The organism is Candidatus Zixiibacteriota bacterium (genome assembly GCA_040753495.1).
Lineage (GTDB): Bacteria > Zixibacteria > MSB-5A5 > GN15 > PGXB01 > DYGG01.
On sequence record JBFMEF010000039.1, the window covers coordinates 1 to 22,286 of the forward strand.

The 22,286-nt window shown below is 51.1% G+C and carries 22 protein-coding genes; 16 read left to right on the forward strand and 6 right to left on the reverse strand.

Annotated features, from left to right (window positions below; genetic code table 11):
• Positions 1–986: 986 nt before the first annotated feature.
• The 6 genes from AB1690_02235 to AB1690_02260 form a co-directional block, all read right to left on the reverse strand.
• On the reverse strand, positions 987–2,009 hold the full coding sequence (locus AB1690_02235) for a TerC family protein (protein MEW6014120.1): 1,023 nt from the start codon (positions 2,007–2,009) through the stop codon (positions 987–989).
• A gap of 129 nt (positions 2,010–2,138) precedes the next feature.
• Complete coding sequence (locus AB1690_02240) at positions 2,139–3,221, reverse strand: hypothetical protein (GenBank protein ID MEW6014121.1); 1,083 nt, start codon at positions 3,219–3,221, stop codon at positions 2,139–2,141.
• 72 nt (positions 3,222–3,293) lie between these two features.
• Positions 3,294–3,980 carry an ABC transporter ATP-binding protein gene (locus AB1690_02245; protein ID MEW6014122.1) on the reverse strand — a complete coding sequence of 229 codons (687 nt, stop codon included), beginning with the start codon at positions 3,978–3,980 and terminating at the stop codon, positions 3,294–3,296.
• A gap of 24 nt (positions 3,981–4,004) precedes the next feature.
• Positions 4,005–5,252: an ABC transporter permease gene (locus tag AB1690_02250; GenBank protein MEW6014123.1), complete on the reverse strand. Its 1,248-nt coding sequence runs from the start codon at positions 5,250–5,252 to the stop codon at positions 4,005–4,007.
• Between the two features lies 1 nt (position 5,253).
• Positions 5,254–6,489, reverse strand: coding sequence for an ABC transporter permease (locus AB1690_02255; protein ID MEW6014124.1), 1,236 nt, complete (start codon positions 6,487–6,489; stop codon positions 5,254–5,256).
• Between the two features lie 11 nt (positions 6,490–6,500).
• On the reverse strand, positions 6,501–7,589 hold the full coding sequence (locus tag AB1690_02260) for an efflux RND transporter periplasmic adaptor subunit (GenBank protein ID MEW6014125.1): 1,089 nt from the start codon (positions 7,587–7,589) through the stop codon (positions 6,501–6,503).
• 290 nt (positions 7,590–7,879) lie between these two features.
• On the opposite strand from AB1690_02260, the gene AB1690_02265 reads away from it, so the two are divergent.
• From AB1690_02265 to AB1690_02340, 16 genes are all read left to right on the forward strand, one after another.
• On the forward strand, positions 7,880–8,227 hold the full coding sequence (locus tag AB1690_02265) for a DUF4430 domain-containing protein (GenBank protein ID MEW6014126.1): 348 nt from the start codon (positions 7,880–7,882) through the stop codon (positions 8,225–8,227).
• 15 nt (positions 8,228–8,242) lie between these two features.
• A complete protein-coding gene (gene kdsA / locus AB1690_02270) occupies positions 8,243–9,046 on the forward strand; it encodes a 3-deoxy-8-phosphooctulonate synthase (protein ID MEW6014127.1) in 804 nt (267 codons plus the stop codon).
• A 1-nt stretch (position 9,047) separates the two neighbouring features.
• Positions 9,048–9,596, forward strand: a complete 549-nt coding sequence (locus tag AB1690_02275) for an HAD hydrolase family protein (GenBank protein ID MEW6014128.1) — start codon at positions 9,048–9,050, stop codon at positions 9,594–9,596.
• 7 nt (positions 9,597–9,603) lie between these two features.
• Positions 9,604–10,563 carry a KpsF/GutQ family sugar-phosphate isomerase gene (locus AB1690_02280; protein ID MEW6014129.1) on the forward strand — a complete coding sequence of 320 codons (960 nt, stop codon included), beginning with the start codon at positions 9,604–9,606 and terminating at the stop codon, positions 10,561–10,563.
• Between the two features lie 6 nt (positions 10,564–10,569).
• Positions 10,570–11,481 carry a hypothetical protein gene (locus AB1690_02285; GenBank protein ID MEW6014130.1) on the forward strand — a complete coding sequence of 304 codons (912 nt, stop codon included), beginning with the start codon at positions 10,570–10,572 and terminating at the stop codon, positions 11,479–11,481.
• A 1-nt stretch (position 11,482) separates the two neighbouring features.
• Positions 11,483–12,043, forward strand: a complete 561-nt coding sequence (lptC, locus tag AB1690_02290; GenBank protein ID MEW6014131.1) for an LPS export ABC transporter periplasmic protein LptC — start codon at positions 11,483–11,485, stop codon at positions 12,041–12,043.
• 128 nt (positions 12,044–12,171) lie between these two features.
• A complete protein-coding gene (locus AB1690_02295; protein MEW6014132.1) occupies positions 12,172–12,585 on the forward strand; it encodes a hypothetical protein in 414 nt (137 codons plus the stop codon).
• A 114-nt stretch (positions 12,586–12,699) separates the two neighbouring features.
• Positions 12,700–13,935, forward strand: a complete 1,236-nt coding sequence (locus AB1690_02300) for a DUF1028 domain-containing protein (protein MEW6014133.1) — start codon at positions 12,700–12,702, stop codon at positions 13,933–13,935.
• A 155-nt stretch (positions 13,936–14,090) separates the two neighbouring features.
• Positions 14,091–15,275: an FprA family A-type flavoprotein gene (locus AB1690_02305; protein MEW6014134.1), complete on the forward strand. Its 1,185-nt coding sequence runs from the start codon at positions 14,091–14,093 to the stop codon at positions 15,273–15,275.
• 106 nt (positions 15,276–15,381) lie between these two features.
• A complete protein-coding gene (locus AB1690_02310) occupies positions 15,382–16,272 on the forward strand; it encodes a DUF4388 domain-containing protein (protein ID MEW6014135.1) in 891 nt (296 codons plus the stop codon).
• A 20-nt stretch (positions 16,273–16,292) separates the two neighbouring features.
• Positions 16,293–16,940: a hypothetical protein gene (locus tag AB1690_02315; protein MEW6014136.1), complete on the forward strand. Its 648-nt coding sequence runs from the start codon at positions 16,293–16,295 to the stop codon at positions 16,938–16,940.
• On the forward strand, positions 16,930–17,148 hold the full coding sequence (locus AB1690_02320) for a hypothetical protein (GenBank protein MEW6014137.1): 219 nt from the start codon (positions 16,930–16,932) through the stop codon (positions 17,146–17,148). The genes AB1690_02315 and AB1690_02320 overlap by 11 nt, the downstream gene beginning before the upstream one ends.
• Before the next feature lies 1 nt (position 17,149).
• Positions 17,150–17,335, forward strand: a complete 186-nt coding sequence (locus AB1690_02325; GenBank protein ID MEW6014138.1) for a hypothetical protein — start codon at positions 17,150–17,152, stop codon at positions 17,333–17,335.
• Positions 17,336–17,402: 67 nt separating this feature from the next.
• Entirely contained in the window at positions 17,403–19,922 is a 2,520-nt protein-coding gene (locus AB1690_02330) for a TIGR03960 family B12-binding radical SAM protein (protein MEW6014139.1), read from the forward strand.
• On the forward strand, positions 19,922–21,286 hold the full coding sequence (rsmB, locus tag AB1690_02335) for a 16S rRNA (cytosine(967)-C(5))-methyltransferase RsmB (protein MEW6014140.1): 1,365 nt from the start codon (positions 19,922–19,924) through the stop codon (positions 21,284–21,286). Before AB1690_02330 ends, rsmB begins: the two co-directional genes overlap by 1 nt.
• Positions 21,287–21,326: 40 nt before the next feature.
• Positions 21,327–22,121 carry a PASTA domain-containing protein gene (locus tag AB1690_02340; GenBank protein ID MEW6014141.1) on the forward strand — a complete coding sequence of 265 codons (795 nt, stop codon included), beginning with the start codon at positions 21,327–21,329 and terminating at the stop codon, positions 22,119–22,121.
• Positions 22,122–22,286 lie beyond the last annotated feature (165 nt).

Here is a 22,286-nt window from a genome sequence, read left to right on the forward strand (position 1 = left end):
ACAAGACTGTACTGACGGCAGTAGATTTCGTAGTGTTAAATCTATTCAGAAAGAAGTTCGGCCTTGCAGAATTGTAGCATGCAGAGTTTTATCTGCAGTTGACAAGACCGGTATTTCGTATTGACAATTCGTGCGCGGCGGGTCTTCAGACCCGCCGACAAGGAGAGGCGGTCGGTCTGATGACCGCCCGGACACTTGAGCAAAGAATGGCAGGATAACGGATAGCCTGACCTACTCCGCTGATTGTCGCGTCAGTTCACGCTTCGAAAGGATTCGAACCTAAGAACTGACGCAACCGGGAAAGTGATTTACCGGCAGATGTGGACATCTGCCAGGCACGAGCCTAGACAACGTCATTGCGAGGAGCCGCACGGCTTTCCCGCTTCAACGGGGAATGCAGAGTGCGCCGAAGCAATCTCATCTTATCATACCCTATAGAATCTACCTTCATCGTCAAAACCCCCGCTCGCGCCTCGCTATGCACACGCGGCTCGGGGGGATTTTGACCGACTCCGCTGATTGACCATCAACCATTTCAACGCTGTAAAGAGAACCCAGTTCTCTTTACCGTCATTCCCGCGAAGGCGCCTGCCCGCCGTGGCGGGGGAATCCAGAAACAATGCTTGCATCAGCACTGGAGCAATCAATCAAGTAGAGAAGATGATAGTGGAATGGATTGCCTTGCGTCGCTATGTTTATTCTCCGAGTGTCAAAACCCCCACTCGCTCCTCGCTATACACAGATGGCTCGGGGGGATTTTGACCTACGCGACTGGATACCCGCTCCCCGCTTTCGCGAGGACAAGCTGCGCGGGTATGACGTCTAAGGATATTTCATATCCTTTGACACCTCAATCGTAATATTCCTCGCGCGGCTCGTCGCCACCCAAACCTTTGCTGTCAAAACCCCCGCTCGCTCTTCGCTATACACACACGCCTCGGGGGGAATATGACCTGCGCGGAAGAGAAAATCGTAAGGCAGCGCCCCTATTTCTCTGATTTCGCCGCCTTTTTCTTTTTGCGCGGCTCCGCTTTCTCCTTCTCCGGCTCGGTCGGGATAGCCGGAAGGACATCCTTCTTCTCCTTAGGGAAAAGCAGCGAAACGATTATCGCAATCGCCAAAAGCCCCCCGATAATTCCGAGAGCAATGCCGGAGGGAATCTTGACAAAGGAGGAGATAAGCATCTTTACGCCGACAAAGGCGAGTATCGCGGCAAGGGCGTATTTGAGATAATAAAAGAGCTGCATCATGCCGGCGACGGCAAAATAGAGAGCGCGCAGTCCCAATATGGCGAAAACATTTGAGGTATAGACAATGAACGGGTCAAGGGTGATGGCGAATATCGCCGGAATCGAATCGACGGCGAAGACCAGGTCGGTGGTTTCAACCACCAGAAGCACCACAAAAAGCGGCGTGCCATAGGTCCGGTGCGCCCGCCGCACGAAGAAATGCCCCTCTTCATAATTCTCCGTTATCGGCAGAAATTTTCGGACAAAACGCAAGAGCGGATTTTTCTCCGGCTCGATTTCTTTATCCTCGCCAACCCCCATCTTGATTCCGGTTATCACCAGGAAAGCGCCGAAGATATAGATTATCCAGTGGAATTTGGCTATCAGAAGTGTCCCCACCGCAATGAAAAGACCGCGCAATATCAGGGCGCCCAGAATTCCCCAGAAGAGAACTTTGTACTGATATTTTTCCGGCACTTTGAAATAGGCGAAAATGACTATGAAGACAAAGATATTGTCGATGCTGAGGGAGCGCTCGATGATATATCCGGTCAGAAACTGCACCGCCACCTCGGAGCCTTTCCAGAAATATATCCAGACATTAAATATCAGGGCGACAATAATCCAGATAACGCTCCAGATTATTCCTTCCTTAATCGAAATCCTATGGTCTTTGCGGTGGAATATTCCCAAGTCAAGCGCCAGCATCACCAGCACCAGAAGATTAAAGGCGGTCCAGAGGAAATATTTGTTCGCCAGAAGGTCAATTATTGCAATCATAGGGGGAAATCTTTCACGATTATTTTTGTGTCGGTAAGATGAATCGGCATATACATTACATTATACCCCTGCAGAAACAACAGAATCTAAGGAAGGTTTCATTAATATTCTTTGTCGGGCTCACCAGCGCTACCGTGATTGCAGGATAAAGCCGCGGGACTCGTTCTGTCTCTGTACCAGGAGATAGACGCCGTCGGAATCGAGTTTATTGAGGATTTTATCGAAAAAGTCACGGGCGTTGCGGGTCAGTTCGCCGTCCACGCGCAAAATCCGGTCTCCTTTGCGCAGACCTCCGAGGTAAGCGAGTTTGGTGCTGTCGATGGCGACAATTTCAAAGCCGCCGGCAATGCGGCTGACCGACATTCCCAGTCGTCCTCCGCCGCTGGTGGCGACCAGGCGGCTGCGCCGCTTTCTCTCGGGAGTCTCCTCGGGAATTTTCGGCGGCGCCGTCAGCTGCACCAGGGGAGAGTCATGCTTTTCGGCGGCAAGATAGGAGAGAAGGGTTGTATCCTCGGAGAGAATCCACTTGTCGCGGAAATGGGTGCGGTAAATCTCCCAACCGGGGTTGAATCGTCGCCACTGTTCCAGATTGAGCAGAGAATCGAGAGTATCTTTAGGAATGATTCTTTCGGCGCAGGAGACCGCCAGCGTCAGCGCCAGCAGGTCGAACCGATACACCCCTTTCTCAAAAAAGGGATGAGTGGAAACCCAGTTGGCGAAATGCGTGGGAAATTCGGTCTGCAGGATATTTCGTCCCGCCATGAATTGAATCATGGTGAATATCTGAAGCGACCCGGAGGGAGCGGCAATAATCGAACGAGCGTTACGAATCCCTTCAACCGGAAGAGCGAGCGGCTCGTACAGGCCGGCAACGGGAAGATATTTCATCAGGTGGACTTTGATAACCGGCTCCGACCAGTCGATTCCTGAGAGGCGGGTCAGGACGGTGAGAATGCTGTCGCCGAGGCTGTCCCAGGCGGCAACCAGTTGTCCCGATTTCTGTCCGACCAGCCAGATATCGCGGCTGGTTTCATATTCGCCGGACTGATATTCCGGGTAAAAGGCTTTCATCAGGTAGTAATTGTCATAAATAAATTCGACCTGGGGAATCGACAATGCCCCGCTGCTTCCGGCCGAATAGCTCGAGGTATATTGCGCCGAGGCAAAGCCGGTCAGAATTACTAACGCGCCAATGATAACCGAAATTTTCATCGGGGTAAATTTGGCGATAATTTGCCCGGAATGCAAGGGGTAAATGAATAGGATTTCGCTGATGTCAGGAGTTCAGCGCGGGGCGGAGCCGTTGCCGTTATTATCGATAGTGCCGTCTTTCAGCCGGATTGTCCGCAAGGTCTGCTTCGCCACATTCTGGTCGTGGGTGATAATGATAATAGTATGCCCTTCCTGCCAGAGTTGGCGGAAGATATTAATGATTTCGCCGCCCGATTTGCTGTCGAGATTTCCAGTCGGTTCATCCGCCAGAATCAGGTTGGGTTTATTAGCCAGCGCCCGGGCGATAGCGACCCGCTGCATCTCGCCGCCGGACATCTCGGTCGGCTTATTGCCTACCTTTTCCGCCAGGCCGACCTGCGCCAGAAGGCTCATCACCCGGTCGCGCCGCTGACGGGCTTTAGCCCCGGCAAAGAGAAGAGGGATTTCCACATTTTCGAAGGCGGTGGCGTAAGGAAGAAGGTTGAATGACTGAAAGACAAAACCGACTTTCTGATTGCGCACCTCCGCCAGTTGATTGGCGGTAAGTGCGCGAACGTTGATACCTTCCAGAAGATAGTCGCCGGAGGAAGGAATATCGAGGCATCCCATGATATTCATAAGGGTCGATTTGCCCGAACCGGAGGGACCCATAATAGAGATAAATTCGTTCTTCCCCACGGTAAGGTCGATCCCTTTGAGAGCTTCGAATTCGACTTTTCCGGTAGTATATTTCTTGCGGACTAATTTCATATCTATCATATCAGATACCTCACGACACGGTTTTTATTCATATCTCAAGGAGTCAACAGGGTTAACCGAGGCAGCGCGCATCGCCGGAAAAATTCCCGAGAGGAAGCCCAGCAGACCCAGCACCAGGATGACCACGACACCGATATCCAGCGAAACTGTGGGCCGTCCCATAAAATTCAAGACGTCGCTCTCTATCGGAATCCGTTTGAAACCCTCGGTAAGAATGTAACTTAGGGACATCCCAAGCGAACCGCCGGCAAAGGTAATAGTGAGGGCTTCAATCAGAAACTGGCTCAGGATATATCGTCGTTTGGCGCCGATAGCCATCTTAATGCCGATTTCGCGCGTCCGCTCTTTTATCGAGACATACATGATATTGGCGACGCCGACCCCGGCAATCAGAAGCGACATGCCGCCGATAAGTCCCAGAAATAGTTGCAAGCCAAACATGATATTTTTCATTTCTTTGGCATTCTCGGCGACATCCCAGACATAAAGAGCCTGCTTATCCTTGGGGTCAAATTTGTGCCGCGCCCCCATCACCTCAAAAACTCGTTTCTCGAGCGCTTTTGTCGCATTGGGGTCTTTGGGCTGATAAATCAACAGATTGAGATAGCGATGTCCAAACAGGGCGGCGAACGTTGTCGCCGGAATGACCGCCTTCATCTCATCGGGACCGCTATACATGCTCATCTGAAGTTTTTTAATCATAACGCCAATGACAGTAAACGGCACCGAATTAATTAGAACCTGTCTGCCGACCGCCTCTTCGGGACCGAACAGTTTCTCTTTGAGTTTATCCCCCAGAAAGACGACCCGCCGCTTTTCCTGCATATCAAGGTCGTTTATAAATCGCCCGCCCGCTTGCGGATAATGGGTGCGAATTTCTTCGAAGCAGGGATAAACGCCGGTAAGGTGCTCGGAGAAGACTTTGTCCTGGTAGCGGATCGTAACTCCCCAGCGGGTATATTCGCCGCCGACATTTTTCAGTTCCGGCATTTTCATCTTGAGGTAGTCAACATCCTCTTCCGTGAAGCGAATGCGCCGCCCGCGACCCAGACCCTGAAAGGGAATAGTGGTCTGGCCTCCCCAGAGAATTACGATATCCTCACCCAAACCGCGCTGGTTGCGGAACATTTGGGTTTTCAATCCTTCCCCGAAAGCAAGCAGGAGCATGATGGAAATAGTCCCCCAGGCGATAGCGAGAATGGTGAGGGTCATCCGCTTCTTCTGCTTGCGGAAATCCCGGAGAAAAACATTTATGACTATGCTCGGTTTCATTTTAGAATAGCTTCAAGGCTTGCACCGGTTGCAGGTTGGAGGCACGCCGCGCCGGAAAATATCCCGCCGCCAGACCAATTAGCCCCAGCACCACCGTCGCCATACTGGTACCGAGGATGTCGATTTCAGGCGCACCTATGAATTCTTCGACCTTAAAAACAGGCATGACGCTGACAATTCCGACTCCAATTAGATACCCGATTAAACCGCCGGAAAGCGTCAATAGTAAGGTTTCGAAAATGAACTGCCCCATTATCAGGCTTTTCTTGGCGCCAAGAGCCATTTTTATGCCGATCTCTTTGGTCCGCTCCTCCAGAACCACATTCATAATGTTGGAAACGCCGATTCCACCGGTAATCAGTGTGGCTATCCCGATACCGACCAGGAAGACCCGGAAAGCAAAAAAGAAAGTGGTCAAGAATTTCATCCCTTCGGTTACATCCCATATCCCAAGCGCTTCTTCATCGTTCGGGTCGAAACGATATTTCTTGCCGAGAATTTTATAAAGCTGGTCTTTTACGCTCTCCATCGAGCCGCCTTCAGCATGCTGAACGACAAAATTATTGGGATAAAGTATGGAGTACATTCCGGTGAAGGTGCTGGAAGGAATAAAGGCTTTGCGGGAGTCGCGCCCATTATAGGAACTATCCTGCTTCTTGGTTTTCAGAACGCCCACCACCTGGAAGGGGACATTGTTGATGAGAATGAATTCGCCAATCGCGGGCCGCTCGCCTATCAGTTGTGATTTGAGCTCATCTCCAAGAAAAACCACCCGTCTTTTCTGCACAATATCAAGACTATTTATAAACCGCCCTCCGATTTCCGGAATCAGGTTGCGCATTTCGCCGAATTCGGGCCAGACGCCGACAATATTCTGAACCATTTCGTTCTTGCCGTACTTAAGGAAAACATTCCAGCGGGAATATTCGGGAGAGATACGGGCAATCCCTGCGACTTTAGATTTCAACAGGGCGACATCTTCTTCCGTAAAACGGATTTCGCGCCCTTTGGGAAGTCCCTGCCATGGCTTAGCGGTCATACCGGGCCAGACAATGGCGATATTTTCGCCTAACCCTTTCTGCGATTTTATCTGCTGTTTGTGTATCCCTTTTCCGAAGGCGAAGAGAAGAACTATCGCCAACGTTCCCCAGAGAATGCCGCCCATGGTCATAAAAGTGCGCAACTTCTGATGACGCATATCGCGGAGAAACTGCTTAACGGTCTGAAAGGGCAACATGGAGACGTCTCCTATTCTATCTCTTTGGGCGGCCTTTCGACCACCGAGTCCCCTTCATTCAATCCCTCCACGATTTCGATATTGATGCCGTCAGAGAGTCCGGTTTTGACCGGCAGGGAGACAATTGCGCCGAGGGAATCGCGGATTTCGACCAGGGAAGCGGTATCCTCAATTTTTACTAACCGTTCCGGCAGAAGGAGAATGCTGTCTTTGCGGCTGATGATAATATTGGCATTGGCGCTATAGCCGGCGCGAAGGAATGAGCTGCCCACCTCGGTCAGTCTAATTTCAATATCAAAGAGAGTGGAGCCCTCTTCTTTATGCGCCTTGGGGGAGATTTTGTCGAGAACGCCTTGAATGGTATCATTGGGAATGGCGCCGACTTTAATCTCGACCGGTTGGCCTACGGCCAGTTTGCCGACATCGATTTCGTCAACGGTCCCTTTGAAAATCAGGTCTTCCATATAAGCCAGAGTCATCAGTTCGGTCCCGGCTTGGTACGACGTCAGCGGCACCACCGGGTCGCCCTCCTCCACCAGACGGGAGAGGACAGTTCCATTTACGGAACTGCGGATGGTGTTGTCAACCTTGAGGTCGGCGATTTCGGTGCGGCCCGATTCTATGAGAGAGAGTTTCTCTTTAGCCAGTTTAAGACGAAGGGCAGCTTCGTCAAAGCTGGCCTGCTTTGCCTCCCATTCCTGGTGCGACACCAATTGTTTATCGCGGAGAGAACTGGAGCGGTCCAGCTCTCGTTTGGCGTTGTCATACGCCACCTGATAGATTTCAACCTGCCGTTTGGCTTCGGCATATTCAATCGGGGTAGGGTCGGGAGCGATATCCATAAGCGGGTCGCCGACTTTTACCTGGTTGCCGATATCGACATAAATCTTTTTGACAATTCCGGAGATTTTCGATTTTACGGCGATTTCTTTCACCGGCTCGATTTTGCCGACCGCCAGCGCTTTATCGACAATAGAGCCTTTTTCAACTTTAACCATTTTGAAGCCGTCGTCTTTCTTGGCGGAGCCGCTGAGGGCAAAGAAGAGAACAGCCCCGAGTATAATGACGGCTGAGGCTATGAGCAGGACTTTCTTGAACATCGGTTACTCTTTATTTTAGGGTATTCATTGCGACATCATTGCAAATTAAAATTACGCCTGCGAGCAAAGATTGTTTCGCTTTTGTCAATTAGGCTCGGCATAATTGTAAAGGCGGCAATGAAGTAAGGACATCGCCGCCGGCGCCGGAGCCGAACGCAGGAGCTGAATCTGTTGCCGTTGCGGCGGTTAACGGACTGGAAGCAATCCTTTGACATTGAACTTCTTATAAACTATTTTAAATGGTAATCATTATTTGTCAAGCAAGAGGTGAGAAATAATTGGGCAGTTGTTTGAAATATCTGGCGATTTCAATATTCCTGTTAATGATTCTGGGATGCGGCGCCGGCTCCTCAGGCGGCCGACAGGCATCGCCGGACAAAGCGGCCGACAAAGATAGCCTGATTATCGAACTGACCGGCGTTGACGGAAAGTCGGTCTTTGAGATCACAAAGGAAAATCATCATCTGGAATTTATCGAAAGCCCGGTCGGCAATTTCATTGAGGCAATTGACTCCATCAGCATAAACGGCGATTACAGCTGGAATTATTCGGTGAATGATTCCATCGGGCAAGTGGCATCAGACAAGTTTATAACTAAGAATGGCGACCGGATAAAATGGCATTACCGTAAGCAGTGATGCCCGGAGAGTGAGATGACCCAGAATATTGATTCTATAATCGATGGCAAGCGACTGTTCCTGATAGCCGGTCCCTGCGTTATCGAATCGGAAGATATCTGTATGACGGTGGCTGAGGAACTGAAAAGGCTGGGGGGAAAATACCGAATTCCGGTAATCTTCAAGGCTTCATATTCCAAGGCGAACCGTCTTTCAGGCGATTCCTTCTCCGGCAAAGGAATCGATTACGGTCTGAAAGTGCTTCAGAAGATAGGACGGGAGTTGGAACTGCCGCTTCTGACAGACGTACATGAAACCACGGAAGTTTTGACCGCGGCGGATGCGGTCGATATCCTGCAGATTCCGGCTTTTCTCTGTCGTCAGACCGAACTGGTGCGCCAGGCAGCGGCGACAGGTCGCTGGATTAATATCAAAAAGGGGCAGTTTCTGGCGCCGGAAGATATGGACAAAATCGCCGGCAAAGCCAAATCGGGAAAGGTGATGCTGACCGAACGAGGGTCGTCGTTTGGATATCACAACCTGGTAGTTGACTTTCGGTCGCTGCTTGTAATGAGAAAATTCGAATATCCGGTGATATTCGATGCCACCCATTCTCTGCAACTTCCCGGCGGAGGTGGGCATTTTTCCTCCGGACAGCCGGAATTTATCATTCCTTTTGCGAGGGCAGCGGTTGCGGTCGGAGTCGACGGTCTTTATGTGGAAACCCACCCGGAACCAGCAAAAGCGCTGAGTGACGCCGCCTCGATGCTTCCGCTGAAAAACCTGGAGGAACTGATACAGGAAGCCTTAAAAGTCTATCAAGCGGTCGGGAAATCTTAAGATGATGAAGTCATCCTCAAAGAAGAAACTCGATAATGACGGGCTGTCGGAGAAAATCAAGGATATAAAGCTTCTTGCCCTGGATGTTGACGGCGTTCTGACCGATGACAATATCTACTTCGGTCCCAACGGCCTGGAATTGAAGCAGTTCAACATATCGGACGGCTTTTTTATAGTGCTGGCTCTGCGCGCCGGGCTGGAGATTGCGGTGATATCGGGCCGTCCGTCAAAGGCGACCAGCACCAGAATGAAGGACCTGGGCGTCAGGCATGTTCTGCAAGAGATGAAAGATAAAAGGAAACAGATTCTGCCGCTGCTGGAAAGGCTGGGAATAACGCATCAGGAGGTCGCCTTTGTAGGAAATGAGATATTGGATATTGGCCTGGCAAAGGAAGTAGGAGTATCGATAGCGGTGGCTGATGCCGCCGAAGAACTGAAACAGGTGGTCGATTATGTAACAGTCTCAGCCGGCGGCAAAGGGGCGGTCAAGGAAGTGATTAAGGCGTATTTCAAAGGGAGAAATCTGGACCCGTCGTCCTATCTGATTTAGGTGCTATATGATTTTGAATAACGGTCGGGAAGTTATCAAGAAAGAAGCGGAAGCCATTGGAGAACTGGCGGACCGTCTCAATGAAAATTTTGTCAAAGCGGTGGAACTGCTTTTGGAATGCAAGGGGCGGGTAATTGTTACCGGCATGGGGAAGTCGGGACTTGTCGGCAAGAAAGTGGCGGCGACCTTCACCTCGACCGGCATAGCGGCGTTTTTTCTACATCCGGCCGAGGGGGTTCATGGCGACCTGGGGCTGGTGCGCGCCGAAGATTTGATTATAGCCATTTCCAAGTCGGGGGCAACAGAGGAACTGTACCAGATTCTTCCGCCGCTCAAAAGAATCGGCGCCCGGATAATACTTCTGACCGGGCAGCCCGATTCGCCGCTGTCGGCGAAATGCGACATTGTCCTCGACTGCTCCGTTAAGTCGGAAGCCTGTCCTAACAATCTGGTGCCGACATCCTCGGCGACCGCCGCTCTGGTGATGGGTGACGCCCTGGCAATCGCCTGTCTCAAAGAGCGCGACTTCTCTCCGGAAGATTTCGCTTATCTCCATCCGGGGGGACTTCTGGGTCGCCGGCTCCTGATGAAAGTCGAGGAATTGATGCATACCAATTCGATGATACCGATTGTCCGCCCGGAAACCGCCCTGCGCGAGACTATCCTGGAAATTACGGAAAAACGGCTCGGTACAGCTCTGATTGTGGATAACGAAAACCGTCTAGTCGGAATTTTCACCGATGGCGACCTGCGCCGTCTGGCGGAAAAAGATGAGCAGTTTTTCAAGAGGCAGACCGGCGAGGTAATGATAAAAAATCCCAAGACTATCCGTCCCGGCGCCATACTTGATGAGGCGCTGGCAATGATGGAAAAATATTCGATTATGGTGCTTCCGGTTGTCGACAAAGAAAAGCGGCCGGTCGGGATTATTCATCTTCATGATATCCTAAAATCAAAACTGGTTTGACCTCCGGTGAGGCGCTTCAAGAAAATCAAGAACGACTTTATTTATCACTTCATCCGGGGAATCATCGCCTTCTTCAACTTCATTCCCCGAACCGGAGCGATTTTTATCGGCGCCATGCTCGGTTTCTGGGGATATCTGATTTTCAGAAAAGACCGCTACAAAGCCAACCGTCATCTCATAGCGGCCTACGGCGATGCTCTGAGTCAGACGGAGCGGGACCGCATTATCCGCCAGATGTTTATTAATTTTGGCAAGAATGCCGCCGATGTCATCCGCTTCAGGAAGTATTACCGGTCGGAAATCATGCCCCTGGTGGCAGTCGAAGGGCTGGAACATTTTGACGCCGTCTACAATCGCGGAAAAGGGATGATTGCTGTTACCGGTCATATCGGAAACTTTGAACTGATTGCGGCGCATATGGCGGCGCTGGGGTACAAGGTGGCGGTGATTGGACGGGAAGTTTATGATAAACGGCTTAATTACCTTCTGGTGAAAAACCGGGAAGCGATGGGGGCGGTTAATATTGACACTAAAGAATCGGTCAAGAAACTGGTGCGGCTGCTCAAAGAGGGATACGCCCTGGGGGCGCTTATCGATACCGACTCGATAAGGGTGCGAACCATGTTTGTGCCGTTTTTGGGACGCCTCTCCAATACGCCGGTCGGGCAGAGCATCCTGGGATTGAGAACCGGCGCCGGATTTGTCCCGTTAGCATGCGTTCGCGACGGAAAAAGATACAGAATCATAATTAAACCGGAAATAACTATGGAAAGGACTGACAATTTCGAGAAGGATGTGTATAATATAACCAGATTATGCTCAGAAGCTCTGGAAACGATAATCAATGAATATCGGGAGCAGTGGATATGGCTTCATAACCGCTGGCAAACCAGGCCTGCCGAGCCGATAATAGAGTGATATGAGAACCGTCTATTTGTTAGCAATCGGGACAATTCTGCTGGTCATCGGATGCGCCAGCAAAAGTGAAATCAAAGCGCCGCCTGGTGGCGGCGACACCCTTACTGCCGTTATCCGCCCCGACCAACAGATGCGCAATGCGCAGATATTCTTCTATGATAAGGCGACCCGCAAAACAGAAATCCTGGCTGACTACATTGAAAAATATGAGAAACAGGACTCGACCCTGGCTTGGGGGCTGACCGTCTATTTCTATGACTCCACCGGCAGGGAGATTTCCAATCTGGTAGCAGACAGCGGGCTGGTGCGGGAAAGAACCAATATGATGGTGGCTAACGGCAATGTGAAAGTGCTCGCCGAAGACAGTTCTCTTCTATTCACCGAGCAACTTCTCTGGAACGCCCGTGAAAGCAAAATCGAAACCGACAAATTCGTAACAATAATCCAAAAAGGGGATACCTTGACCGGCTATGGCCTGGAAGCGGATGAAAGTCTGAGCAAAATTACTATCAAGAAGCAGGTCAGCGGCCGTTTCAAAGACACCAAAGAGCTGGAACCATAGCGGCGCCCTGGTATCCGATGAAGTCAAAGCGCTGTTTTTGAAATCATTGAATTGAACCGTAACCAATTCCTGGCAGAGTCGCAAGGGTCAGGAATATTTCTGAACATCTAATTACAGGAAAGCAACTAATGGAAAAGCCCCACAAGATACCGCAGATATATGGTTATGCCGTTTGTCTGGTCTGCATCATCACCATTCTGATTTCCGTACCCAATATCATTAATTCCCTTATTGACTTGAGCGACCCGCTTCATGCCGGAGCCTGGTATCCGGCCGGCAAAGACCGGAATATGGCATCCTATGAACTTTACAAAGTAGATATTCTGGCGGAATATCACGGAATGAAAGCTGACTCAACTGCCTATATACCAGATGAGGCGACCATCCGCGCCATGTATGAGGCGGCAAGAGAGGACAAGATCCAATCGGCGACCCATATCGCCCGCCGCACGGTGATAGTGTTCACGCTGCTTACTATTATAGCCGTGGTTCTTTTCGTCATACATTTTCGCTGGATGCGGCAGATATCAAAAGCGGCTTGACAATTTTGCCTATTCTGATATAATATAAACAGGATAATTTCCGGTCTAATTACGGCATTGCTCTTAGTCTGCCGTGGCTCGTTACCGCTCGGACTTGAATTCAAGAGGTGTCTTATGCGCAAGTCAATCCGCAATCTGCTTCCCGTTCTTTCGGCTTTTGTGCTTCTCTGCTCACTTTTTCTGATTTCTCCGGCACGCGCCACTTTTTCTATAGTCGCGGTGGACACCGTAACCGGCGCGGTCGGCGGCGCCGGGGCGTCCTGCATTGCCAACTGCCAAATTATCAATGATATAATCGAAGGGATTGGGGCGGTCCATACTCAGGCATATTATCTTGCTGAGAATCAGCAGAATGCCCACGCTCTGCTGGCGGCGGGGGCGACACCGGATTCCATTATACATTGGCTGGAAAACAACGATTTTGAGTCTTCCCCCTTCTTTCGCCAGTATGGAGTGGTGACTCTGGCTGGACCCGGGGCATCGGCCGGATATACCGGCGCTGCAAACAGCTATTGGGCGGGACATCTGACCGGGCCGGGATATGCAATACAGGGAAATATCCTGCTTGACGGATGGATACTTGATTCGATGCTGGCGGCGTTTCAGAGAACGGCCGGCCCATTGGAAGATAAACTAATGGCGGCGCTGGAAGCGGCCAATGTGCCGGGGGCAGATACCCGCTGTTTCTCTTGTAATAAACCGTCGATTTCGGCGTTTGTTAAGGTGGTCCATCCGGGTGACGGTGGCACTCCCTATCTATATGAACTGGTGAGCAATACCGTCTGCGCCAAAAATCCTATTGATTCCTTGCGGGTGCGCTACGACTTATGGAAGGGACTTCAGCAGGCCGATTCCATACTTTCAACAGTACAGGTTTCCCCGCCGGGGCTTCCTGCCGGAGGCAGTTCGGTCGCATCGATTACCGTGACTCCCCGAAATTATCAGGGGCAACCGCCCGTTTACGGGGCATCAGTCGCGATTTCCAACACCGGCGCAGGAATTCTCTCCTCGGTAACTGATAACGGAGATGGGACATTTTCGGCGACCTTGACGGCGCCATTATCGCCGAGCCTCGATACCATAAAGGTTACCGTCAGCGCCGGCAACAAGAGTGTTCTCTTATCGCAGAAACCGGTAGTGAAATATTATCTGTGCGGCGACGCCAACGGGAGCAACGGTCTTTCGATACTCGATGCCACCTTTGTAATTGCATATCTGTTCAAGAACGGTCCGGACCCGTTTCCGACGGCGGCAGCCGATGCCAACGGCAACGGAACCGTTAATATACTTGATGCCACCTATCTTATAAGCCATCTTTTCAAGAGCGGTCCGGCTCCGGTTTGCCAGTGACCCGGTCTTCCCCTCCGGAAATAAATAAATCCAGATTCCGGCGCAATTAGTATGACTGGCGCCGGAATTTTCATGAACGGCTTGCGGTTTTCAGCCGCATTCTTATCTTAATCAGGAATTTTTAAAATTTTTGACAGGATTGAGACTCTTTCTTTATGGGCGCCATCAAAATAGCTGAAAATGTTCACTGGGTCGGAGTGCGTGACCCGCAGTTACGGAAATTTGATATCATAATGAACACCCGCTACGGGACTACCTATAACGCTTACCTGGTGCGAGGGGAAAAGACCGCGCTAATTGATGCTTCCAAGGCAGATTTCACCGGTCAGTTTCTGGATAACGTCAGAGAAATAATACCGCTGTCACAGATTGACTATCTGGTGGTCAATCATACCGAACCGGACCACAGTGGCGCCATTACGGCGCTACTTGAGGAGAATCCGCGAATAGACCTGCTCTGCTCGGGAGCGGCGATTCCTTTTGTCAAAAATGTTATAAACCTGGAGCGGCCTATCCGGGGAGTCAAAGACAATGAAATCCTCGACCTGGGAGGCAAAAAACTCCGGTTCCTGCTGACCCCCTATATGCATTGGCCCGATACGATGATGGAATTTCTTGAAGAAGATGGAATTCTGTTTTCCTGCGACGGTTTCGCGGCGCACCTTTCCGATGATTCTCTCTTTACCGAGGCCATTGAAAAGGATGTTGACTTTGAGTTTCACTATTATTGGGACGCCATTATGCGCCCATTCAGCAATTATATCCGGAAAAATCTGTTAAAACTGGACGGTCTGGATATAAAAATAATTGCGCCGTCGCACGGCCCGGTCTTTCGGGAGAACCCGCGGCAGTACATTGAGCGGTATAAAGATTGGACCGCAGATAAATCGGCCGGCAGAAATCTTGTTACTGTTTTCTATGCCTCCAGTTACGGCAATACCAAACTTCTGGGGGAGAGCATTGGCGCTGGCCTGATGAAGGAGGGATTTGAATTGTCGTACTGCGACGCCGAAAATTGCGAGCCGGAAAGTGTCCGGGCGGCGATTGAAGCCAGTCGGGGGGTACTGCTGGGAACCCCGACCATGAACGGCGATGCGGTCAAACCGATATGGGATATAATCAATCTCTTCTCTACCGTCAGCAGTGTCGGCAAGAAAGCCGCGGTCTTTGGTTCGTTCGGCTGGGGCGGGGAAGGGATAAAGCTGGTGGCGGACCGTCTCTCAGGATTAAAACTGAAGGTTTTCGAGGAGAACTTTCGGGCGCGCCTGGTGCCATCGGAGACAGAGCTGAACGAAATCGCGGCGTACTGTTCTCGTCTGGCGGCATTCCTGAATTCCTGAGCGGAAGAATCGCTGCTCCGCAATATTTTTTCTGCCACTTTGATTTAAAGTTTGACAAAGGATATAACCCCTATATATTTCGACTCAAATCTTCGTCGGAGAATCAATGGAACAAGACTTGCAGGGAAAAATCGGACGATTCACATTGCCAGAGATCTTTCAGTTAATCGCCCAGAGTCAGAAGACCGGCACCCTGGGGATACAGAAAGATGATGATATAGTCATGGTCTATTTCAAAAAGGGGCGAATCATTTACGGTTATGGTCCGCGCCAGGCGTACCATATCGGCGAGTTACTTCGGGAACGGGGAAAAATAACGGCGGAACAGCTTACCGATGCCGTAATGACGCAGTCGAGAAATCCCAGCGCCCGGCGACTGGGCCAGATATTGATTGAAAAGAACTATATCTCACGGGGCGACCTGGAGCAGGTGGTGCGCAATCAGGTGGAAGAATTGATTTATTCGCTTCTTGCCTGGGACAGCGGTTCTTTCAAATTTTATGAGAATCAGTATCCGACCGATGAGGAAATAACGGTCGATATCACAGTGGAGAAGGCGATACTGGAGGGGATGCGGCGGCTGGATGAAGAGAATCGGGGCAAGGCGATAATGCCTTTGTCAGATACGATACTTATGCTGTCACCGCAACTGCCGGAAAAGCAGATGGAGATGGCTCTGACGCGGGAAGAATGGAGCCTTCTGGCTCTGGTAAACGGCCGCCGCACGGCGCGGGAAATTGTCCGGATGTCGCGAATACCGGAGCGGGAGTGCCTGAAGCGGCTGGGGTCGCTGATGACCGGCGGCATCCTGCAGAGCGCCGGGGAACCACCTGCCGAAACCGACCGTCTGGCTGAAATGGTGGACCGCCTGGCGAATCTGCTTGAAAACTACCTGACGTCTCGAAGCCAGAAGCCGACGACAACCTCGCCGCGTTTGGCGGTGCGGGACGCTATCCGCATTGAGCCGGTGACCCCCAAAGAGAACGAGTCGCGCTGATTCTGACTCGGGCAGATATTATGACAGCAAGAATAGAGTCATTAAAAAAACTGGAAGCAATTCTGGAAAATTTTCTGGGGCGGGCGGTAGAATTGGAGATTAATAATCTGAATAACATAAGCCGAATTGACTCGCTTGATGAGATTGCCCGGCAGTCGCTCAAAGGACGACTGGTCAATCAGCAACTGGGCAATTGGTTTGCCCGCAATCGGGATTATCTCGATAGCGAGCGATTAAAAGAGACAGAGGTTGAGACTATTGCCAACCTCCTGAGCGAGATTAAGAAAGGACTTGATTCGTCAGACCCGGAATCGCGCAAACTGGCCGATGAAATCGAGCGCTGGAAAGATAAAGGTATTGTTCCGAAGAGGAAATTGATATTGAAGATGAAGCCGGCGGTCGGAGGGATGTCGATTACGGAGAAATTCGCCGACTATCTCGGTCGGGAAAAAGAGATTCTGGAGCAGGAGGAGTATAGCCAGGAACACCTTTTAAGCATTCTTGATGATATCCTTAAATCGGCGGAGGCGAAAGAAGACCATATTTTTATCCATCTGGCCGGCTCGATTATCTATTTCCTGCGGATGAACGGGTATAAAGTTTCTCCTTATGTCAAGAGACTCAAGCAGATAGAGAAAGAGAGACTGGGGATAGCATATGCTGAATGAAGGGGTAAAAGCGTATCTGCGGGCGCTGACAGCTCTCAAGGAGAAGGATTACCGGACCGGAGTCGGGTATCTGAAAATCGCCCAAAATCAGTTTGATAATAGCCCCGATTTTCGTATATTAAAGGAAACTACGGAGCTGCTTCTGGCGGTAAAAGAAGAGATTTTTGAGCTGGAAGTTGAGAGTATGGAAGTAAAGGAGATGATATAGAATGGCAAAGAAGCAGAGTTTTGCGGAGAAAGCGACCAAGAAGAAACATGTCGTAAACTGCCCGGTTTGCGAATCGCCGATAAGCTTTGTTAAATATGTGAAGGCCGAGAAAACCGATGGCGGCTGGAAGTTTCGCACGACCAATGTCGGTGTTTGCAAATGCAATCACTCTCAGGTCTATGGTTGATTAGTCAAGAAAGTGAGACCGAAAATACCCGCTTGATAAAGGCGGGTTTTTTTGTATTTTCCCGCCAATGCGCCATCTCCTCGAAGCCAGGCTATTTCCTTTTGTAAACAAGCCGGGACGTTATATCGGCGGCGAACTGGGGCAGATTGTTAAGCCTCCGGAGGGACGTCTCAAAATAGCCCTGGGATATCCCGATATGTATGAAATCGGGATGTCCTATCTGGGGACGCAAATCCTGTATCATCTCATCAATTCCGATGACCGTTTCCTCTGCGAGCGGTTTTATGCTCCCGACCTGGATGCCGAAGAGATACTTCGAAGAGAGAAAATTCCTTATTTCAGCCTGGAGTCTTATCGTCCCCTGCGGGAGTTTGATGTCGTCGGTTTTACACTGGCGTACGAAATGGTCTATACCAATTTGCTGAATATACTTGACCTCTCCGGTATTGCTCTTCGCTGGCAGGATAGAAGCCGCCATGACCCGTTGATTATCGCCGGCGGACCGGTGGCGCATAATCCGGAGCCATTGGCGCCATTTGTCGATTTCTTCTGCCTGGGGGATGCCGAGGAAACAATCGCTCCGATTTTGAGTATCATACACCAGCAAAAAACAGAAGAGCGTGAAAAAATCATTGAGGCGGTGGTGCGAAACGTCCCGGGCGTGTATGTGCCGCGATTTTATAATGATAATGGTGAACCGACCGTTCCCTTTGCGCCGCCGCGAATAAAGAGTCAGCGGGTCAAATCGTTAAAAATCGAATCGTACTCCCCCAATCCGCTGGTGCCATTTGTCGAGACCGTTCATGACCGGCTCTCCGTTGAAATTATGCGGGGCTGTCCCCGCGGCTGTCGATTCTGCCAGGCAACCGCGATATACCGACCGGTGCGAGTCCGGCCGGTTAACGATATCCTGGAGCAGGTCCAGATGCAGCTGGGGAGCACCGGCTTTGATGAAGTCACCATGTTGTCGCTTTCTTCCAGCGATTATCCTCATATTGAGGAACTGACCGGCCATTTGGCGCGCGAGTTAGCCTCCCGAAGAGTTTCCCTTTCGCTTCCTTCGCTGCGCCCCGGGACAATCTCGCTGTCGCTCTTGGAGTCGCTGAAACTGACTCGCAAGAGCGGCCTTACCTTTGCTCCCGAAGCGGGTACAGAGAGACTGCGCGCTCTCGTGAGAAAAGATATAACCGACCGTGACCTCTATGAGACCCTGCGGCTGTCTTTTGAAAGCGGCTGGAACCTTATCAAACTCTATTTTATGATAGGCCTTCCGACCGAAACGGTCGAAGATATTGAGGGTATTATCGAGATGATAAGAACATCCTCTAACATTGCCCGTCAGTGCCGCGGCAAAAATATAATCAACGTCACCATATCCCCCTTTTCGCCCAAGTCGCACACTCCTTTCCAATGGGATTTGCAGCTGTCGCCGGAGGAAATACGGGAGCGCTCGGAATTCATTCGCAGGAAAGCCGGCAGCAGTTATGTGAATATTAAACTGCGCGACCCGAACTTGTCCTTTCTGGAAGGAGTGATAGGACGGGGCGGTCGCGAGATGGGTCAAGTCATTGAGACAGTTTTCCGGATGGGGGCGCGGTTCGATGGCTGGACAGAAGGATTTGATTTCACCCTCTGGCTGAAGGCGTTTGCGGCGTGCGGAATTGACCCTTATAGTTACCTGCGGGAGCGGCGTTTTTCGGAGCGTCTCCCCTGGGCGCATATCGAACTTGATGTTTCCACCGAACATCTGATGAAAGAGCGAAACAGGACATCAACTCTGCTTAAAGAGAGCAAACCGTCGCCGGCCTCAGAGCCGGTGACAGCATCTGACGATAATGATGAGGAGCAATTCGGACGCTCGCGCAAGAAAGCCCCGGCCAAGGCGACCGTGGCGCCAAACAAAGGGAATGTCCGGATTCAATGGGGGAGGAAAGGGCTGACCCGTTTTTTGTCTCATCTGGACAATATTCGCGTCTTTGAGAGGGCAATTCGCCGCGCCGGACTTCCGGTCGAATACAGCCAGGGATTCAATCCGCATATGAGACTCTCTTTCGGACCCCCCTTGCCGCTCGGATTTACCTCGGAAGCGGAATACTTTGATATTTCTCTGGAACGACCGTTTCAGCCGGAGATGGCGGCCGCCCTGGAGAAAACCTTGCCGGAGGGATTCCATATCATTATGGCTAAGTCGGTGATGAACACCAGAGAATCTCTGTCGGGCAAACTGAACCGGGCGGTCTATGAGGTTCCGGTCGAATCGAATCCTGAAATCGAATATCGACTGAAACAGCTGTTGGAGAGGATATCGGTCGAAGTTACCCGGGTATCAAAAGAGGAAAGCCGCCGGGTCGATATCCGTCCGGCGATTTTTCGCCTGGAGTATCGCCGGCAGAGCTCCCTTGACCCGCAGAAAGCCTGCCTGTTTATGGAACTGGGAGTCGGGACAGCCGGTTATGCGCGACCACAAGAAGTGATTCTGGAAAGCGGTATTGTTGAAGAAACCCTGTTGCCGATGCTGGAAATTCACCGGAAAGCGCTTCTCTTTGCCGACAACGGCGGTAACTTTCTAACGCCAATGGAATTTTGATGATGACACCCAAACAGGAAAAATTCGACCCGGTGCGCGGCGCCGCCGTGGAGATAATCGGGCTGGTGGAAGGGGGCAAGCATTCGGCTGAAGAGGCGATTCAGGAGGTTATAAGGGAGAAGGAGTTTCGTTCTCTCGATATCCGCTTCCTGAGACTTCTGGTCAACGGCACCGTAAAGATGAAACGTCGCCTTGACCACGACATTCGCTTTTTCCTGAGCCGTCCGGCGGAGAAACTTCCGCGCCGGATGACCGATATTCTTCGACTGGGATTTTACCAGTTGTTTTTTACAGACCGAATCCCGGCCGCGGCGGCGGTTTCGGAATCGGTCAACCTCGCCAAACATTTCTGTGATGAATCGCGTGCGCGGGTGGTCAATGCCGTCATGAGAGCGGCGCTTCGGTCACCCCAAAAGATTGTCTTTCGCAATAAGAGTGAGGACCCAGTTAATTACCTGGCTGATTTTTACTCTTATCCCAATTGGTTTGTGGAATACTGCCTGAAGGAGTTTCGCCTCGAAGAGACGGAGAAATTCCTGGATGGGATGAATCGTCCGCCGCAGATAACCTACCGGGTGAATTTTATCAAGGCTAAGCCGGAGGAAGTGGCGGAGTTGCTCCAGGAGAAGGGCGTCAGTTTTAAGGCCGGGGAATATCTGCCGGAATTCTTGCATCTTGAAGAGGGGAGTTTTCCCTTGGAAGAGGAACTGGTCAAGAGCGGAAAAGTCTATATACAGGATGAATCTGCCGGTATGGCGGTGCGCCTGATGAATCCTAAGATGGGGATGAATGTTCTGGATATGGCGGCGGCGCCTGGGGGGAAGGCTTCGTATGCGGCCATAAAAATGCGCAATAAAGGGATGATTACCGCGGTCGACAGGTCGCGCCCCCGGCTGGAAGTGATGGTGGAAAACTGCCAGAGGCAGGGAATAAAGATTGTCAACCCGGTAGCGGCCGATATATTGGAATTCCAGGCGGAGCCGTTCGACCGGGTGATGCTGGATGCCCCCTGTTCCGGCTGGGGTAATGCCGGCAAGCATAGCGACCTGCGCTGGTTGAAAACGCCGGAAGATGTCGAGCGGCTTTTCAAAGTGCAGAGTATGATGATTGACAAGGCGGCAAAACTGGTCAAACCGGGAGGAATACTCATTTACTCCACCTGCACCGTTATCAGAAAAGAGAGTGATGACGTCGTGGAAGAGTTTCTGCTGAGGCGGAAAGATTTTCGCCTGGAATCGGCCGGCGAGTATTTCCAAGACGATGTGGTTTCGGAAAGAGGGTTCTTGAAAACCTATCCCAACAAAAAGAATCTCTCCGGCGCCTTTGCGGCCCGTCTCAAAAAAGTAATCAATACCGAAAAATAGTTAATGACCTTTGATTATTGAAATTGTAAGATAAATTGTTATGCATCTGCCGCGACCAAGAGAACAGCGCCAGCCAGGCCGTCGGTTCGGAAAGTGGAGCCAATGGCTGAACCCCCGGTTTCTGGCTCTCTATCTGGGAGCGCCGATGGGACTTCTCTTTCTGCTCTATATCATTTTCGATTTTGGAGTCATGCCGATTATTACCCGGCACGGCTCTGAATTCCCCCTGGCTGATGTTACCGGCAAAGGGATAGAGATGGCTCACGAGATGCTCCGCAGCCAGGGACTCGATATGGAGGTTGCCGCCGAGGAGTATCATCCGGATAAGCCGGAGGGGACAATACTTTCACAGTATCCTGCCCCCGGCACGAAAGTCAAAGCGGGCCGAATTATCAAAGTGACGGCCTCTATCGGCCAGAAGATGGTGACGATTCCGGCGCTGTCCGGTTTCTCGGTGCGTCAGGCGAAATTGAATCTGGAGGCGTCGGGATTGAAACTGGGTGAAGTCGCCTGGACGTTCTCCGATTCTCTTCCGGAAAAAGTAGTCGTCTTCTCCTATCCGGCATCGGGAACCGAGATACCGGCCGGGTCGGTGGTCAATTTGATGGTTAATCGGGGACGGCTGGGGGGCGTGGTCTATATGCCGCTTCTGGTGGGACGGCAGCTCTCCGAGGCTAAAAAGATACTGGAAGAACTGGGGCTGAAGGTCGGACTGGTGACCTATGTGCAGAATGAGGAATTTCTTCCGGAGACGGTCCTGGAGCAATCGGCCGAGGAAGCGTCAGAACTGGAACCGGGGGAAGAGATAGATTTGGTGGTATCGACGACGGAATGAGGGCAAATTCAGAAACTAATTGGCCTCAAAGTGTTTTTTGTCGGCTCTCGCCGAAGTAGAAATTCAGCCTGTATATTCTCGGAATAATTGTAGATTTGGTCGAGCCGTCGGTTAACTGTCAAGAGATCTGATACTTCTGAATCCGACCAATCTCGAATGCTGCTC

Bases quoted from the DNA above. Each gene is read 5' to 3' on its own strand.
- AB1690_02235 (MEW6014120.1), bottom strand. From the start codon at position 2,009: ATGATTGCAATAATTGACCTTCTGGCGAACAAATATTTCCTCTGGACC.
- AB1690_02260 (MEW6014125.1), bottom strand. From the start codon at position 7,589: ATGTTCAAGAAAGTCCTGCTCATAGCCTCAGCCGTCATTATACTCGGG.
- AB1690_02245 (MEW6014122.1), bottom strand. From the start codon at position 3,980: ATGATAGATATGAAATTAGTCCGCAAGAAATATACTACCGGAAAAGTC.
- AB1690_02315 (MEW6014136.1), top strand. From the start codon at position 16,293: ATGACAGCAAGAATAGAGTCATTAAAAAAACTGGAAGCAATTCTGGAA.
- AB1690_02275 (MEW6014128.1), top strand. From the start codon at position 9,048: ATGATGAAGTCATCCTCAAAGAAGAAACTCGATAATGACGGGCTGTCG.
- AB1690_02295 (MEW6014132.1), top strand. From the start codon at position 12,172: ATGGAAAAGCCCCACAAGATACCGCAGATATATGGTTATGCCGTTTGT.
- kdsA (MEW6014127.1), top strand. From the start codon at position 8,243: ATGACCCAGAATATTGATTCTATAATCGATGGCAAGCGACTGTTCCTG.
- rsmB (MEW6014140.1), top strand. From the start codon at position 19,922: ATGATGACACCCAAACAGGAAAAATTCGACCCGGTGCGCGGCGCCGCC.
- AB1690_02305 (MEW6014134.1), top strand. From the start codon at position 14,091: ATGGGCGCCATCAAAATAGCTGAAAATGTTCACTGGGTCGGAGTGCGT.
- lptC (MEW6014131.1), top strand. From the start codon at position 11,483: ATGAGAACCGTCTATTTGTTAGCAATCGGGACAATTCTGCTGGTCATC.
- AB1690_02320 (MEW6014137.1), top strand. From the start codon at position 16,930: ATGCTGAATGAAGGGGTAAAAGCGTATCTGCGGGCGCTGACAGCTCTC.
- AB1690_02255 (MEW6014124.1), bottom strand. From the start codon at position 6,489: ATGTTGCCCTTTCAGACCGTTAAGCAGTTTCTCCGCGATATGCGTCAT.
- AB1690_02240 (MEW6014121.1), bottom strand. From the start codon at position 3,221: ATGAAAATTTCGGTTATCATTGGCGCGTTAGTAATTCTGACCGGCTTT.
- AB1690_02330 (MEW6014139.1), top strand. From the start codon at position 17,403: ATGCGCCATCTCCTCGAAGCCAGGCTATTTCCTTTTGTAAACAAGCCG.
- AB1690_02310 (MEW6014135.1), top strand. From the start codon at position 15,382: ATGGAACAAGACTTGCAGGGAAAAATCGGACGATTCACATTGCCAGAG.
- AB1690_02300 (MEW6014133.1), top strand. From the start codon at position 12,700: ATGCGCAAGTCAATCCGCAATCTGCTTCCCGTTCTTTCGGCTTTTGTG.
- AB1690_02280 (MEW6014129.1), top strand. From the start codon at position 9,604: ATGATTTTGAATAACGGTCGGGAAGTTATCAAGAAAGAAGCGGAAGCC.
- AB1690_02340 (MEW6014141.1), top strand. From the start codon at position 21,327: ATGCATCTGCCGCGACCAAGAGAACAGCGCCAGCCAGGCCGTCGGTTC.
- AB1690_02325 (MEW6014138.1), top strand. From the start codon at position 17,150: ATGGCAAAGAAGCAGAGTTTTGCGGAGAAAGCGACCAAGAAGAAACAT.
- AB1690_02250 (MEW6014123.1), bottom strand. From the start codon at position 5,252: ATGAAACCGAGCATAGTCATAAATGTTTTTCTCCGGGATTTCCGCAAG.